Origin of the sequence: Arthrobacter sp. CJ23 (assembly GCF_024741795.1) — a bacterium.
Taxonomy (GTDB): domain Bacteria; phylum Actinomycetota; class Actinomycetes; order Actinomycetales; family Micrococcaceae; genus Arthrobacter.
This window is the reverse complement of sequence record NZ_CP102950.1, coordinates 2,850,029-2,862,860: the sequence shown is the minus strand read 5'-3', so window position 1 is coordinate 2,862,860 and position 12,832 is coordinate 2,850,029. Positions and strand designations below refer to the sequence as shown.

Sequence of the window (12,832 nt, the reverse complement as noted above, 5' to 3'; positions counted from 1 at the left end):
CCAATGCGCAAGCGATGAGGCGCTGGCTGGGCAAGGCAGAGACCACGCTCGGCAACCACAGCGACCGCCTCAACGCCATCAACATCTTCCCCGTGGCCGACGGCGACACCGGCACCAACCTGTACCTCACCGTCCGGGCGGCCCGGCTTGCGCTCTCCGGCGATACGGCCGAAGGCACCGAGGGCAGCACCGATATCGGGGCGGTCCTCGCCAAGGCCGGACAGGCTGCCATGGAGCAGGCCCGGGGGAACTCCGGCACCCTGTTTGCCGTGTTCTTGTGCGCCGTCGCCGAACCCCTCGCAGGCAAGTCACGGTTGAGCGCCTCCGTGCTGGCCACGGCCCTGAACCGTGCCCAGATCCGTGCCTGGTCGGCACTGAGCGATCCCGTGCCCGGCACCATGCTGTCCGTCCTCGAATCCGCGGCCCGGGCCGCCGGCGCCGTGGACACCGTGCAAAACGGCGACGACAGCAACCACGCCCTGGGCCTGGCCTTGGACGCCGTGGTGGACGCCGCCCTGGCCGCCGTCATCCGCACCGAAGATGAACTTGCGCCCCTGCACGCCGCCCATGTGGTGGATGCCGGCGGCGTGGGCATGCTGCTGGTCCTGGACTGCCTGCGCTCCGCTGTGCTCGGCGAGGAACTGCAGGATGAACTCCTGGAGGGTCTGCACGGCTACAAACTGCAGGATCCGCACATCCACACCCAGATGCCTGCCGACGACGGCGTTGAAGTCATGTGCACCATCAACCTTTCGCCCCTGGCAGCGGCCACCCTCCGGCAGCGTCTGGACGAAATGGGCGATTCCGTCATCATGAGCCAGGTGGGCAGCTCCGCCGGCCACGATGACGACGATTCCACGGCCGAGACCAGCTATCGCTGGCGCGTCCATGTCCACGTCCGCGATCCGGAGCCCGCCGTCGCGCTGATCCGTTCCCTCGGCGAACCCGCGGGCATCGAGATCAGCCAGCTTGCCGTGGCCCGCGATCCGGAGCCCGGCGCCACCGCAGGCCAGCACCGGCATGAACTCTGAGCTGGAACTGCCCCTCGAACGCAGGATCGGCAAGCGCTCCGCTTCCGTGATTGAAAAGCACCTGGGGCTGAAGACAGCAGGCGCCCTGCTGAACTATTTTCCGCGCCGGTACCTGAGCCGCGGCGAACTGACTCCCATCAGCAACATCCCGCTCGATGAGGAGGTCACCCTGATTGCCCGGGTGTTGTCCAACTCCACCCGCCAGATGCGCGCCCGCCGGGGCTCCCTGACGGACGTTGTGGTCACCGACGACGCCGGCGGAAACCATGTGCCCGGAACGCTCAAGCTCAGCTTCTTCAACGGCTTCCGCGCCAAGGCCGAACTGCAGCCCGGCCGCCGCGCCATGTTCTCCGGCAAGGTGACCCGCTACGGCGGATCCCTGGGCCTGACCAACCCGGACTTCATGCTGCTGGACGAAGACCCTGAGCTCGAAGGATCGCTGGACCCCGGGAAGCTCGCAGTCATGCCCATCCCGGTCTACCCGGCCACGGCAAAGCTCACCAGCTGGTCCATCCACAAGGTCATCACGTCCTTGCTGCAAACAGTTGACCTCGACGCCCTCGATGACCCACTGCCGCAGTCCATCGCCTCCCGCGACGGCCTGCTGACCGTGGCCGAGGCCTACCGACTGATCCATTCGCCGGAGACCGCCGGGGACTGGCGGCGGGCGCAGGATCGCTTCCGCTACCAGGAAGCGCTGGTCTTGCAGACGGCGCTGGCCCGGCGCCGCGCCCAGCTGGCGGCCGAGGAAGCAACCGCCCGGCGGCCCCGCGCCGAGGGCCTCCTGTCCCGATTTGACCGGCAACTGCCGTTCATCCTCACGGCCGGCCAGACCGCCGTCGGGAAGACCCTCGCGGAAGAGCTCGCCCAGGACACCCCCATGAACCGCCTGCTGCAGGGCGAGGTGGGCTCCGGCAAGACCATCGTGGCCCTGCGCGCCATGCTCCAGGTGGTCGACGCCGGCGGGCAGGCCGCCCTGCTGGCCCCCACCGAGGTCCTCGCGGCCCAGCACTTCGACTCCATCCGCCGCACCCTGGGCCCGCTGGCCGGCGACGGCATCTTCGGCGGCGCCGGGATGCTCGGCGGCGATGCCGGCCCGGATACTGTGCAGCTGACCCTGCTGACCGGTTCCCTGCCCACGGCCACCAGGAAGCAAGCCATGCTGGACGCGGCCTCCGGGAACGCCGGCATCGTGATCGGCACCCACGCCCTGCTGAGCGACAAGACCAGCTTCCAGGACCTGGGCCTGATCGTGGTGGACGAGCAGCACCGCTTCGGCGTCGAACAGCGCGACGCCCTCCGCGCGAAAGCCAACCGCCCGCCGCACCTGCTTGTCATGACTGCCACGCCCATTCCCCGCACGGTGGCCATGACCGTGTTCGGCGACCTCGAAACCTCCGTGCTGGACGAGCTGCCGGCCGGCCGGGCGCCCATCTCCACGCATGTAGTGGGGCTCGCCGAAAACCCCGGCTGGGCGGAACGGATCTGGAAACGTTCGCGGGAAGAGATCGACGCCGGCCACCAGGTCTATGTGGTGTGCCCCAAGATCGGTACGGACGACGACGGCGACTTCACCCCCGGCGAGGCCGAGCCCAGCGACGCCGAGCTGGCGGAGGAGAGCTCCGCCCGCGAACTCGCCTCCGTGACGTCGGTGCTGGAGAGCCTGCGGCAGGAAGCAGTGCTCGACGGCGTCCGCGTGGAGCCGCTGCACGGCCGCCAGGACCCCGCGCTCAAAACCGAAACCATGGCCTCCTTCGCCGCGAACGAAACCAAGCTGCTCGTGTCCACCACGGTGATCGAAGTGGGCGTGGACGTCCACAACGCCACGCTCATGGTCATCCTGGACGCCGACCGCTTCGGCATCTCGCAGCTGCACCAGCTGCGCGGCCGCGTGGGCCGTGGCGGGCTGCCCGGAACCTGCCTGCTGGTGACCACGCTGGAGCCGGGCCACCCGAGCCGCCGGCGCCTGGACGCCGTGGCGGCCACCACAGACGGCTTCGAACTCTCCCAGGAAGACCTCAAGCTCCGCCGCGAGGGCGACATCCTGGGCGCCTCACAGTCCGGTGGCCGCTCCACCCTGAAACTCCTGCGCGTGCTGGAGCACGAGGACATCATCGCGCGGGCCAGGGCCGACGCCCAACGGCTCGTGGCCGAGGACCCCGCACTGCAGAACCACCAGACGCTGGCCGCGGCCATCGACGACTACTTGAACCCCGAGAAGGAGGCGTTCCTTGAACGCGGCTAAGGAATCCATGCAGCACCAAGTGCAGGCCGGTCCGGCCGCCGGGGCCCGCCGATGAGCCGGGTCATCGCCGGCGTGGCCGGTGGCAACCCCCTGATCAGCGTGCCCGGCACCGCCACGAGGCCCACCACCGACCGTGTCAAGGAAGCCCTGTTTTCACGGCTGGACGCGTTCGACGTGGTGGACGGCGCGCGTGTGCTGGACCTCTACGCCGGCTCCGGATCGCTGGGCGTCGAGAGCGCCAGCCGCGGTGCCGCCACCGTGGAACTTGTGGAATTCGATGCCCGCGCCAGCGAAGTCTGCCAGCGCAACGCGGACATGGTCAACCAGGTGCTGCGCGGCAAGACGGTTCACGTGCACCGCGCCCGCGTGGAGTCATTCCTGGAGCGCGCCGCCGAGGACGTGCGCTGGGACCTGGTGTTCCTGGACCCGCCCTACCCGCTGGACGAGCCGGCACTGAACGCGGTCCTGACCAAGCTCGCGCCGCATCTGGACGAGGCCGCCGTCGTGGTGGTGGAGCGCTCGTCCCGGACGGCGGAACCGGACTGGCCCGAAACCATGGAGTGCTTTGCCGAGAAGAAATACGGCGAGACGCGGCTGTGGTTCGCGGAACCGACCGTTGAGCTTCTACCGGAGGCGTCTCCAGAAGATGCCACGGAAACCGCCCCGGGGGACTAGTCCGAGATCCGGTCCAGGTCCACGCCGGTCAACACCGCCGCGGGGTGCGGGCCGCGCGCCAGGAGCTCTCCGGTCCACGCCGCGGGCCACGGCCAGGGCGTGCCCACCAGGATGATGTTGCCCGGGTAGCGGCCGGCGAACATGCCGCTTTCGGCGAACGCTGCAATATCGGGCAGGGCCCGGCGCATGGCCGCGACCTGGCTGCGCACCAGCGTCAGCCCCGGTTCGTCGCCCACGTTGACGATGAGCACCCCGTCCGGCCGGAGCCGGGAGGCAGCCTCCGCGTAGAACTCCGTGCACGCGATGTGCTCCGGCGCCTCGGGACCGGAGAAGATGTCCAGGATCACGACGTCGAAGCGGAGTTCCGCGGGCAGCTCGGCCAGGGCGTCGCGGGCGTCGCCGATGTGCGTGTGCAGCCGCGTGCCCCCGGGCATCGGCAGCTTCTGCAGCACGAAGTCCAGCAGTTCGCGCTCCAGCTCCACGGCATACTGTTCGGAGCCGGGACGCGTGGCCTGGATGTACCGGGCCAGGGTCAGGGCGCCCGCGCCCAGGTGCAGCGCGGTGATGGGCACGCCCTCCGGCGCGGCGAGGTCCACCACATGGCCGATCCGGCGCAGGTACTCATAGAAGATCTCAGCGGGCTCCGCCACATTCACGTGCGACTGTTCCGCGCCGCCGATGCTCAGGACGTAGGCGCCGTCGATCAGCGAATCGGCCTCGATGGAGGCGTGCTGGCCGGTGGTCCGGAGGAAGCGGGAGGCCTCGTGTCCGCCGGGGCTGGTGCGGCTCAGAGCTTGTCCCGCAGCGTGGCGAGCCGGGAGGCTGCCTCCTCGAGAACCTCGGTCTTCTTGCAGAACGCGAAGCGGAGCAGGCTGCGGGTGCGCCCGGCCCCTTCCGGGTGGCAGAACACGGGGACCGGGATGGCGGCAACACCCACCAGGCCGGGAAGCCGGCGGGCCAGGTCCACGGAGTCCGTGATGCCCAGCGGGGCCGTGTCCACGTTGATGAAGTAAGTGCCCTTGGGGCTGTAGACGCCGAAGCCGGCGGCGGTGAGCCCCTCGGCAAGGATGTCCCGCTTGTGCTGGAGGGTGCCTGCAATGCCGGTGTAGAAGTCGTCCGGCAGTCCCAGTCCGACGGCGATGGCGCCCTGGAACGGCGTGCCCGAGCTGTAGCTCAGGAACTGCTTCACGGTGCGGACGGCGGCCACCAGCTGCTGCGGACCGCTGAGCCAGCCGATCTTCCATCCGGTGAAGGAAAAGGTCTTGCCGGCGGAGGAAATCGTGATGGTGCGTTCCGCGGCGCCGGGGATGGTGGTCACCGGGATGTGCTGGACGCCGAAGGTCAGGTGCTCGTAGACCTCGTCGCTGATGATCAGGGCACCGTACTTGGTGGCGAGTTCCACGATGCGGCTGAGGACCTCGCGGGGGAAGACGGCCCCTGTGGGGTTGTGCGGGTTGTTCAGGAGCACTGCCCTGGTGCGGGAGCTGAAGGCAGACTCGAGGGCGTCCAGGTCAGGCATGAAGTCGGGGGCGAGCAGGGGAGCGGTGACGTGCCGGCCGCCGGCCATGCCGATGATGGCGCCGTAGGAGTCATAGAAGGGCTCGAAGGTCAGGACCTCGTCCCCCGGCTCGATGAACGCCAGCAAGGCTGCGGCGATGCCCTCTGTGGCGCCCGTGGTGACGATGACTTCGGTCTCGGGATCCGGCGTCAGGCCGTAGAAGCGTTCCTGGTGGGCGGACACGGCTTCGCGGAGGACGGCAAAGCCCTTGCCCGGGGCGTACTGGTTGACTCCGGCGGCGATGGCGGCCTGTGCGGCCGCCTTGATCTCCGCGGGGCCGTCCTCATCCGGGAAACCCTGGCCGAGGTTGATGGCGCCGGCCGACAAGGCGAGCATGGTCATCTCCTCGAAGATGGTCACGCCCAGGCTGCCGTCCGGGGAGAGCAGGTTGGCGCCCGTTGCGGCACGCTGCCACGGGGCTGGAGCGGTCTCGGATGATGTGGCCGGGCTCGTCACTGTCTGCATTGCCTTCCTGCACGGCGGATCCGGCCAGTCCGGTCCGCCATTCCAGCCATGGTATCCCGCCAGTTAGATGGGGTAGGTTCAGAGCATGAGACGTGCGGTATGCCCTGGATCCTTTGACCCCATCCACAACGGACATCTCGAAGTCATCGCCCGGGCAGCAGGGCTGTTCGACGAGGTCATCGTCGCCGTGTCCACCAACTACACGAAGAAGTACCGCTTCAGCCTGGAGGAGCGCATGGACATGGCGCGGGAAACCCTGGCCTCGCTGCGCGGCATCATCGTCGAACCCATGGGCGAGGGCCTCCTCGCCGAATACTGCAGGCACCGCGGGATCTCCGCTATCGTCAAGGGCCTGCGCTCGTCATCCGATTTCGACTACGAGCTGCCCATGGCCACCATGAACCGCCAGCTCAGCGGCGTCGAGACCGTTTTCCTGCCCGCGGAATCGCACTATCTGCACCTGTCCTCCACGCTCATCAAGGAGGTCAATGCCCTGGGCGGGGACATCTCCGAATTCGTGCCCAAATCCGTGCTGAAGCGGCTCCTTGCCGGCGAGCCTCCAACAGAACAGCCCCGCAAAGGGTAGGCTGTACCGGTACCTTTCCGCCGCCCACGCGGTGCTCGATGCCGGATCCATTCAGGAATTACTTTCCAAGCGGCCCCGGTTTGAGTCCTTTCGCGTGATCAGGCTAAGATGGTACGTCGGTCATATGTTCTACAGGAGTTCTCATTAAGCGAGATGCAAGTTCGCCCTTGGCGCTGGTAGTCAAGGACCTTGGACGCAGTCCAGGGACCATGCGGACACTCAACGAACATGTACCTGCACCAAGTGACCTTGGTGTGGCACTCATTGGCGTGAAGGAAGGCTCGGACGTCGAGCTGGACCTCAGACTTGAGGCCGTACACGAAGGAATTCTGGTATCCGGATCCGTAAGCGTCGAAGTTTCCGGCGAATGCGGCCGATGCCTGGATCCCCTTGCGTATGACCTTGAGGTCAATGTGCAAGAACTTTTCTTCTACGAGGGCATTGAGCTTTCCGATGAAGAAGACGATGAAGAGCAACGTCGAGTCGAGCACGATCTGATCGATCTTGAGCCGGTGTTGCGGGACGCAGTGGTTACCATGCTGCCGTTCCAGCCGGTGTGCCGGGAAGACTGCCAGGGCCTTTGCTCCGAATGTGGAGTACGCCTGGAAGACGAGCCGGGGCACCACCACGAGGTCATTGATCCTCGCTGGGCTGCCCTAGCTGACCTGGCTAAGACTGACCGGCAAACTGATTAGTAAGTGTTCGACTAAGAGAGAAATGAGATAGCCGTGGCTGTTCCCAAGCGGAAAATGTCTCGCGCAAACACACGCGCCCGCCGTGCCCAGTGGAAGGCAACTGCCCCCGCCCTGGTCAAGACCATCGAAAACGGCCAGGTTGTTTACAGCCTGCCGCACCAGGCAAAGGTCGTTACCGACTCCGCCGGCACTGCGCTGTTCCTTGAATACAAGGGACGCAAGGTCGCAGACGCCTAATCTGCCGCACAGGCTGACAAAGGATGTCTTCAACTGAAGAGCTTCTGAAGCGTCTCGGTGTCTCTATTGACGCCGAGACGCTTCGTCTTGCTCTGACACATCGCTCATACGCGTATGAGAACGGCGGGATTCCCACCAACGAGCGCCTCGAGTTCCTCGGCGACTCCATCCTGGGCTTCTCCGTGACCGACTCGCTCTACCGCGACAACCCCGGACTGCCCGAAGGCGACCTCGCCAAGCGGCGCTCCGCCGTCGTCAGCACCAGGGCCCTTGCCGGCATCGGCCGGGAACTGGGCATCGGCGAGTACATCTACCTCGGCCAGGGCGAAAAGCTCACCGACGGCAAGAACAAGGCCTCCATCCTCGCTGACACCATGGAAGCGCTGATCGGGGCCACGTACCTCTCGAACGACATCGAGACCGCACGCCAACTGGTCATGCGCCTGGTGGGCCCGCTCCTCCTGGACGCCGCCACCCTTGGCGCGGGGACGGACTGGAAGACCAGCATCCAGGAACTGGCCGCAAGCCGGCAGCTCGGCTCCGTGCACTACGCCGTGAACGGCTCCGGCCCGGACCACGCCCGCACTTTCGTGGCGGAGCTGCTGATCGGCGGCACGTCCTACGGCAACGGCTCCGGGCACTCCAAGAAGGAGGCCGAACAGGAAGCCGCGGCAGATGCCTGGCGCACGCTTACGGTACGGGACAAAGCGGCCCAGAACGGCGCTTCCCAGGAGAGTGCCATCCAGGACAGTGCCGCGGCCGGTCCTGCCTCCGCCTGACCCCATGCCTGAGCTTCCCGAAGTCGAAGTGGTGCGCCGCGGCCTGGCCCGCTGGGTGCGCGGCCGCACCATCATTTCCGTGGACGTCCTGGACCCCCGGTCCATCAGGCGCCACAGCCTGGGCACCGAAGACTTCATCGGCAACCTCGAACACGCCACCGTCCTGGACGTTGTCCGCCGCGGAAAGTTCCTTTGGATGCCGCTCGCCGTGGAAGGTTCCGGCGGCGGGCCCGACGGCGGCGGGCCGCTTCCCGGCGTCGCGCTCATGGCGCATCTGGGCATGAGCGGGCAGCTGCTCATGCAGGACCCCCACGTCCCCGACGAAAAGCACCTCAAGGTCAGGATCCGGCTCAGCCCCGCCGACGGCATGCCCGAACAGTTGCGCTTCGTGGACCAGCGGATCTTCGGCGGGCTGTTCGTCACGGCATTGGTTCCCACGCCCGACGGCGGCCCTGGCGGCCTGGGCGAAACGCCCCTCCCGGAGATTGCCGAGGAAGCCGCGCACATCGCGCGCGATCCGCTCGATCCGTACTTCTCCTTCGAGGACTTCTACCGCAAAGTCAGGTCCCGGAAAACCGGGTTGAAGCGGGCGCTGCTGGACCAGGGCGTGATCTCGGGCATCGGGAACATCTACGCGGACGAGGCCCTGTGGCGGGCCAGGCTGCACTACGCCCGGCCCACGGACACGCTGCGCCGGGCCGACGCCGAGCGCCTGGTGGACTCCGCACGGGACGTCATGAGCGACGCCCTCGCCGCCGGCGGCACCAGCTTCGACTCCCTCTACGTCAACGTCAACGGCGATTCCGGCTACTTCGCAAGAGACCTTGAAGTTTATGGGCGTGAGGGCGAGCCCTGTCGTCGCTGCGGAACCCCGATTAAGCGCATGGCCTTCATGAACAGGTCCTCCCATTTTTGCCCGAAATGCCAGCGTTCGCGCTGATTTTGAGCGGGGTGTCCATGGTCGGATCTGAGTGATCGCCGGTAGCCGATGAACACTCTTAGACACCGCTGGAGCATCAATGTCGTAACGGCGTGCCGAGGAAAAATCTTCGCAGAAAGCTTGAAGTGTCCAACCCGGACGATCGCCGCCAGTGCCCTGCCCGAGACGACTTCCGTAACGTGAGCGCGGGTCCCTCCGACTTTCGGTACCGGGCCTTCGGCGCGAGGAAGTAGCCATGCTGGCCGGCGTCAGCGTAGAGTACAACGCGCGAATGGAACGGGGGACCTGCGCGGAGTCTCCCATGAGATCCTTGACGGCATTGCCAGAACTTTGCGCCTGGACGAGGCGGAGATCGATCACCTGCACGCCCCGGCCGAGGCTGCCGGTCCCCAGCCGGTCCGCCGTCGCAAACGTCTGGTGGAGCAGCCATTCCTTCCGAGCCTGCAACGGTTCATCGACGCGATCGCCATGCCCGTCTGGGCACGAGACCCCTGGATGGACTTCGTGGCTGGCCAACGCGCAAGGCCATGCCCTCTACGCGCCGCTGCTGGAGGATCCGGCAAGCCATGGCAACACCGCCAGGTTCACCTTCTTCAGCCCGGCAGCGAGGGTGTTCTTCTCCGAATGGGAGCAGAACGCGTCCGACATCGTCGCCACGCTGCGCAGTTACGCCGGCCAGAATCCTCGGGATAAGCGTCCGAGAGCTGATGACCCGCAGTGATGAAGTCCGGCTGCGCTGGGCTGCGCACGATGTCCGGCACCACCGGACCGGGATCAAACGCGTCTATCATCCCGAGGTCGGCGACCTCGAGTTGGTGTACGAGGCAATGGACTCCCCTGCGAACCCCGTATGGTTCATGTCCGGCTACACAGCCAAACCGGGTACCCGAAGCGAGGAGCGCCTGAAGTTGCTGGGCAGCCTCGCTGCTGGGACTTCACAGACCGGACACATTGAGAAGTCTTAGCAACCGCAAGATCGCCGGATGACCAAATCGGTGGGAAACAGTTGAATCTCGCCGTCTGGCTCGTCACTGGAGAGAGCTGATTCAAGGACTGCGTCGGCGATTTGGTTGATCGGCTGTCTCACCGTGGTGAGCTGAGGCCAGCTGAATTCCGATTCGGAAGTTCCGTCGAAGGAGACAACGGCAATGTCACCGGGTACGGACATGTTGGCTTCGTGGATGGCGCGAAGGGCTCCGACGGCCAACAGGTCAGAGCTGGCGAAAATGGCCGTCGGCGGCTTCGGCAGCTCAAGAAGGCGGAGCGTGGCTTCGTAGCCGCCTTGCCTGGTGAACTCCGTGAATTCCGCGGGTCCGTCGGGCAGGCCTGCCTCGCGAAGCGCCTTCCTCCAGCCGTTTTGCCGTGGGTCCACACGTGACGGGTCAATGTCCTTGCCGACCAGAATGCCAATGTCCTCGTGGCCGTGACCGATAAGGTGCCGGACGCCCATTGCGGCTCCTTGTTCAAAGTCGGTACTGATCGTGGGTATGCCGTGCACGGCGCTGGACTGGTCGATGAGCACCCGGGGGATTCCCTGGACCGGCATGGCGGCGACTTCACTTGGGCTCAGCACGGTGGCGAGGATGATCGCGTCGACCTGCCGCGAGACGAGATTGAGGGTGTTCTGCCGCTCCGTGTTGGCATCCGTGCGGGAGTTGGCGGCGAGGAGTGCGTAGCCGCGGGCGGCCGCTGCCTGCGCGATGGCGTCCGTGAGCTCAGCGAAATAGGGGTTGGTGCTGTCGGGAACAATCATGCCCAGCAGCCGCGTGGAGCCCAGGGACAGGGCCCGGGCTGTTGCATTGGGCTGATACTGGAGCACTTTGATGGCTTCGCGCACCCGTGCCGCAGTCGCTGTCGCGACCGGTTTGGGACCCCCGTTGATGACATAGCTGACGACTGCCGTACTCACCCCCGCATAGCGGGCGACGTCGGTCCGTGTCACCTTTCCGGATCCGGCCTGCGCCTGCAGATTTGCCATGAAGACCACCTCTATACTCCGTTGTTCCTCATAGTCTACCCGCGTTGACTATGATCTTGTCGACGACTCGCCCAAGGCTTACCAAGGCTGAAAAGACGCTTGCACTGATGAGTCTACCCGCGTAGACTCATTCTCAAGCCCCTGGGTAGTGATCCTCCTCACGCTTCGCCTGACGATGTCGACAGCATTTTGAATGCTTTCCCTAAAATTTCACATCCTCCGAAGGGATCAATGATGACCATTCCGAAATCCACGAGCGGGGCGCGGATCCTCACCGCTGCCGCCGCAGTATCCATCGCAGCCATGGCACTAACTGCCTGCGGCGGTCCGGGAACCGGCAGCGCCGGCCCCTCCGTTGAGGCAGGCTCCGGCGAGGGCACCATTAATGTTTGGGCCGTCGATGGACAGGCTGCCGAGAACGATGCACTGAAGAAGATCATCTCGAGCTTCGAAAGCTCACAGAGCAAGATCAAAGTGAACCTGAAGCTATTCCCTTCCGACCAGTACACCAAGGCCGTGAACTCTGCCGCACCGGGCGACTTGCCTGATGTTCTTGACTTCGATGGGCCCACCTTGGCCAGCTTCGTCTACAACGGCAAGATGGCCCCCCTGAAGGGCTCCGTGTCCGACGCAACGCTGTCGAACCAGACGGATTCCATCAAGGCGCAGAACACTGTTGACAATGCCGCCTATGGCGTGGGCATGATGAACGCCGGCCTGGCGCTGTGGGGCAACAAGAAGCTGCTGAATGCCGCCGGCGTCGCCTACCCGACCACCCCGGAGAAGGCGTGGACAGCTGAGGAGTTCACCGGAGTTCTGGACAAGCTCGCCACCGTGGTGCCAGGCGGAAAACCCCTGGATCTTTCCGAGCAGTATGGTTTTGCCGGCGAGTGGGGTACGTGCTGTTCTGCTGGGCCGGTCATCTGGTCCGGTGGAGGGACCATGCTCAAGGACAACAAGGCGTCCGGGGCGCTGGATTCGGAAGCCAACGTGAAGTCCCTGACAAAGTTCGCGAGCTGGAAGAAGTTCACTGATCCGAACGCTGACGGGCTGGCCTTCACCAACGGGCGCGTCGCGTTGAGCTGGGTGGGTCACTGGACCTACCCGACCTACAAGGCCCTGGGCAGCGATCTGGTCTCCATTCCCCTGCCGAACTTCGGCAAGGGCACCAAGACCGCTTCCGGGACCTTCGCCTGGGGCATGGGTGCTACCACCAAGAACGGTACCGCGGCCGGGAAGTTCTTGGACTTCCTGATGTCGGATGAGAGCGTCCACACCTACACCGACGCCAACGGTGCCCCGCCCGCCACCAAGACGTCACTGGCCACTTCCAGCCTCTACGGCCCCGGGAAGCAGTTGCAGCTCCTCGGCGATCAGCTGAGCAAGGCGTGCGGCACCGAGGACAAAATCAACGACAACTGCGTCAGTGTCACCCGGCCGGTGACCGCAGGCTACCCCGTTGTCACGGACCAGGTCGGCAAGGCCGAGGCCGCCATCTATGCCGGCAAGGATGCCAAGGAAGCCCTGAGCGCCGCCGCCCGCGCCATCGACCAGAACTTCGCCGACAACGACGGATACAAGAAATAGACCTCCGGCTCTCGTCCGGCCGCCGCAATGACGGCGGCCGGACCTCTCCGGACTTG

At 65.8% G+C, this 12,832-nt stretch carries 14 protein-coding genes; 11 read left to right on the top strand and 3 right to left on the bottom strand.

The window, feature by feature from the left end:
- Positions 1 to 14: 14 nt before the first annotated feature.
- From NVV90_RS12755 to rsmD, 3 genes are read left to right on the top strand one after another with little or no spacing between them, the layout of a single operon-like run.
- Entirely contained in the window at positions 15 to 1,031 is a 1,017-nt protein-coding gene (locus tag NVV90_RS12755; RefSeq protein WP_258437655.1) for a DAK2 domain-containing protein, read from the top strand.
- The gene (locus tag NVV90_RS12750) at positions 1,021 to 3,276 is read left to right on the top strand and encodes an ATP-dependent DNA helicase RecG (protein ID WP_258437654.1); all 2,256 of its coding nucleotides are present in this window, start codon (positions 1,021 to 1,023) and stop codon (positions 3,274 to 3,276) included. Before NVV90_RS12755 ends, NVV90_RS12750 begins: the two co-directional genes overlap by 11 nt.
- A gap of 51 nt (positions 3,277 to 3,327) precedes the next feature.
- On the top strand, positions 3,328 to 3,951 hold the full coding sequence (rsmD, locus tag NVV90_RS12745; RefSeq protein WP_258437653.1) for a 16S rRNA (guanine(966)-N(2))-methyltransferase RsmD: 624 nt from the start codon (positions 3,328 to 3,330) through the stop codon (positions 3,949 to 3,951).
- Here rsmD and NVV90_RS12740 read toward each other — a convergent pair.
- Positions 3,948 to 4,742: a spermidine synthase gene (locus tag NVV90_RS12740; protein WP_258441161.1), complete on the bottom strand. Its 795-nt coding sequence runs from the start codon at positions 4,740 to 4,742 to the stop codon at positions 3,948 to 3,950. The two genes, rsmD and NVV90_RS12740, sit on opposite strands and share 4 nt — an antisense overlap.
- Positions 4,739 to 5,974, bottom strand: a complete 1,236-nt coding sequence (locus NVV90_RS12735; RefSeq protein ID WP_258437652.1) for an aminotransferase class I/II-fold pyridoxal phosphate-dependent enzyme — start codon at positions 5,972 to 5,974, stop codon at positions 4,739 to 4,741. Before NVV90_RS12735 ends, NVV90_RS12740 begins: the two co-directional genes overlap by 4 nt.
- A gap of 85 nt (positions 5,975 to 6,059) precedes the next feature.
- Between NVV90_RS12735 and coaD the strand changes: the two genes are divergently transcribed.
- From coaD to NVV90_RS12700, 7 genes are all read left to right on the top strand, one after another.
- Complete coding sequence (gene coaD / locus NVV90_RS12730) at positions 6,060 to 6,560, top strand: pantetheine-phosphate adenylyltransferase (protein ID WP_258437651.1); 501 nt, start codon at positions 6,060 to 6,062, stop codon at positions 6,558 to 6,560.
- A 167-nt stretch (positions 6,561 to 6,727) separates the two neighbouring features.
- On the top strand, positions 6,728 to 7,255 hold the full coding sequence (locus NVV90_RS12725) for a DUF177 domain-containing protein (RefSeq protein WP_258437650.1): 528 nt from the start codon (positions 6,728 to 6,730) through the stop codon (positions 7,253 to 7,255).
- A gap of 33 nt (positions 7,256 to 7,288) precedes the next feature.
- Positions 7,289 to 7,492 carry a 50S ribosomal protein L32 gene (gene rpmF / locus NVV90_RS12720; protein ID WP_207614841.1) on the top strand — a complete coding sequence of 68 codons (204 nt, stop codon included), beginning with the start codon at positions 7,289 to 7,291 and terminating at the stop codon, positions 7,490 to 7,492.
- Positions 7,493 to 7,515: 23 nt separating this feature from the next.
- A complete protein-coding gene (gene rnc, locus NVV90_RS12715; protein WP_258437649.1) occupies positions 7,516 to 8,271 on the top strand; it encodes a ribonuclease III in 756 nt (251 codons plus the stop codon).
- Positions 8,272 to 8,275: 4 nt separating this feature from the next.
- Positions 8,276 to 9,211, top strand: a complete 936-nt coding sequence (gene mutM / locus NVV90_RS12710; protein WP_258437648.1) for a bifunctional DNA-formamidopyrimidine glycosylase/DNA-(apurinic or apyrimidinic site) lyase — start codon at positions 8,276 to 8,278, stop codon at positions 9,209 to 9,211.
- A 235-nt stretch (positions 9,212 to 9,446) separates the two neighbouring features.
- Positions 9,447 to 9,932 carry a hypothetical protein gene (locus NVV90_RS12705; protein ID WP_309304058.1) on the top strand — a complete coding sequence of 162 codons (486 nt, stop codon included), beginning with the start codon at positions 9,447 to 9,449 and terminating at the stop codon, positions 9,930 to 9,932.
- Positions 9,919 to 10,176, top strand: coding sequence for a hypothetical protein (locus tag NVV90_RS12700; protein ID WP_258437646.1), 258 nt, complete (start codon positions 9,919 to 9,921; stop codon positions 10,174 to 10,176). The genes NVV90_RS12705 and NVV90_RS12700 overlap by 14 nt, the downstream gene beginning before the upstream one ends.
- Here the strand turns inward: NVV90_RS12700 and NVV90_RS12695 are convergent.
- Positions 10,173 to 11,189: a LacI family DNA-binding transcriptional regulator gene (locus NVV90_RS12695; protein ID WP_258437645.1), complete on the bottom strand. Its 1,017-nt coding sequence runs from the start codon at positions 11,187 to 11,189 to the stop codon at positions 10,173 to 10,175. The two genes, NVV90_RS12700 and NVV90_RS12695, sit on opposite strands and share 4 nt — an antisense overlap.
- A gap of 231 nt (positions 11,190 to 11,420) precedes the next feature.
- Between NVV90_RS12695 and NVV90_RS12690 the strand changes: the two genes are divergently transcribed.
- On the top strand, positions 11,421 to 12,776 hold the full coding sequence (locus NVV90_RS12690) for an ABC transporter substrate-binding protein (protein WP_258437644.1): 1,356 nt from the start codon (positions 11,421 to 11,423) through the stop codon (positions 12,774 to 12,776).
- Positions 12,777 to 12,832: the final 56 nt, after the last annotated feature.

What these genes read in the sequence shown, in the direction of transcription:
- NVV90_RS12755 (WP_258437655.1), top strand. Translation starts at nt 15, where the DNA reads ATGAGGCGCTGGCTGGGCAAGGCAGAGACCACGCTCGGCAACCACAGC.
- NVV90_RS12750 (WP_258437654.1), top strand. Translation starts at nt 1,021, where the DNA reads ATGAACTCTGAGCTGGAACTGCCCCTCGAACGCAGGATCGGCAAGCGC.
- rsmD (WP_258437653.1), top strand. Translation starts at nt 3,328, where the DNA reads ATGAGCCGGGTCATCGCCGGCGTGGCCGGTGGCAACCCCCTGATCAGC.
- NVV90_RS12735 (WP_258437652.1), bottom strand. Translation starts at nt 5,974, where the DNA reads ATGCAGACAGTGACGAGCCCGGCCACATCATCCGAGACCGCTCCAGCC.
- coaD (WP_258437651.1), top strand. Translation starts at nt 6,060, where the DNA reads ATGAGACGTGCGGTATGCCCTGGATCCTTTGACCCCATCCACAACGGA.
- rnc (WP_258437649.1), top strand. Translation starts at nt 7,516, where the DNA reads ATGTCTTCAACTGAAGAGCTTCTGAAGCGTCTCGGTGTCTCTATTGAC.
- mutM (WP_258437648.1), top strand. Translation starts at nt 8,276, where the DNA reads ATGCCTGAGCTTCCCGAAGTCGAAGTGGTGCGCCGCGGCCTGGCCCGC.
- NVV90_RS12705 (WP_309304058.1), top strand. Translation starts at nt 9,447, where the DNA reads ATGCTGGCCGGCGTCAGCGTAGAGTACAACGCGCGAATGGAACGGGGG.
- NVV90_RS12700 (WP_258437646.1), top strand. Translation starts at nt 9,919, where the DNA reads ATGACCCGCAGTGATGAAGTCCGGCTGCGCTGGGCTGCGCACGATGTC.
- NVV90_RS12695 (WP_258437645.1), bottom strand. Translation starts at nt 11,189, where the DNA reads ATGGCAAATCTGCAGGCGCAGGCCGGATCCGGAAAGGTGACACGGACC.
- NVV90_RS12690 (WP_258437644.1), top strand. Translation starts at nt 11,421, where the DNA reads ATGATGACCATTCCGAAATCCACGAGCGGGGCGCGGATCCTCACCGCT.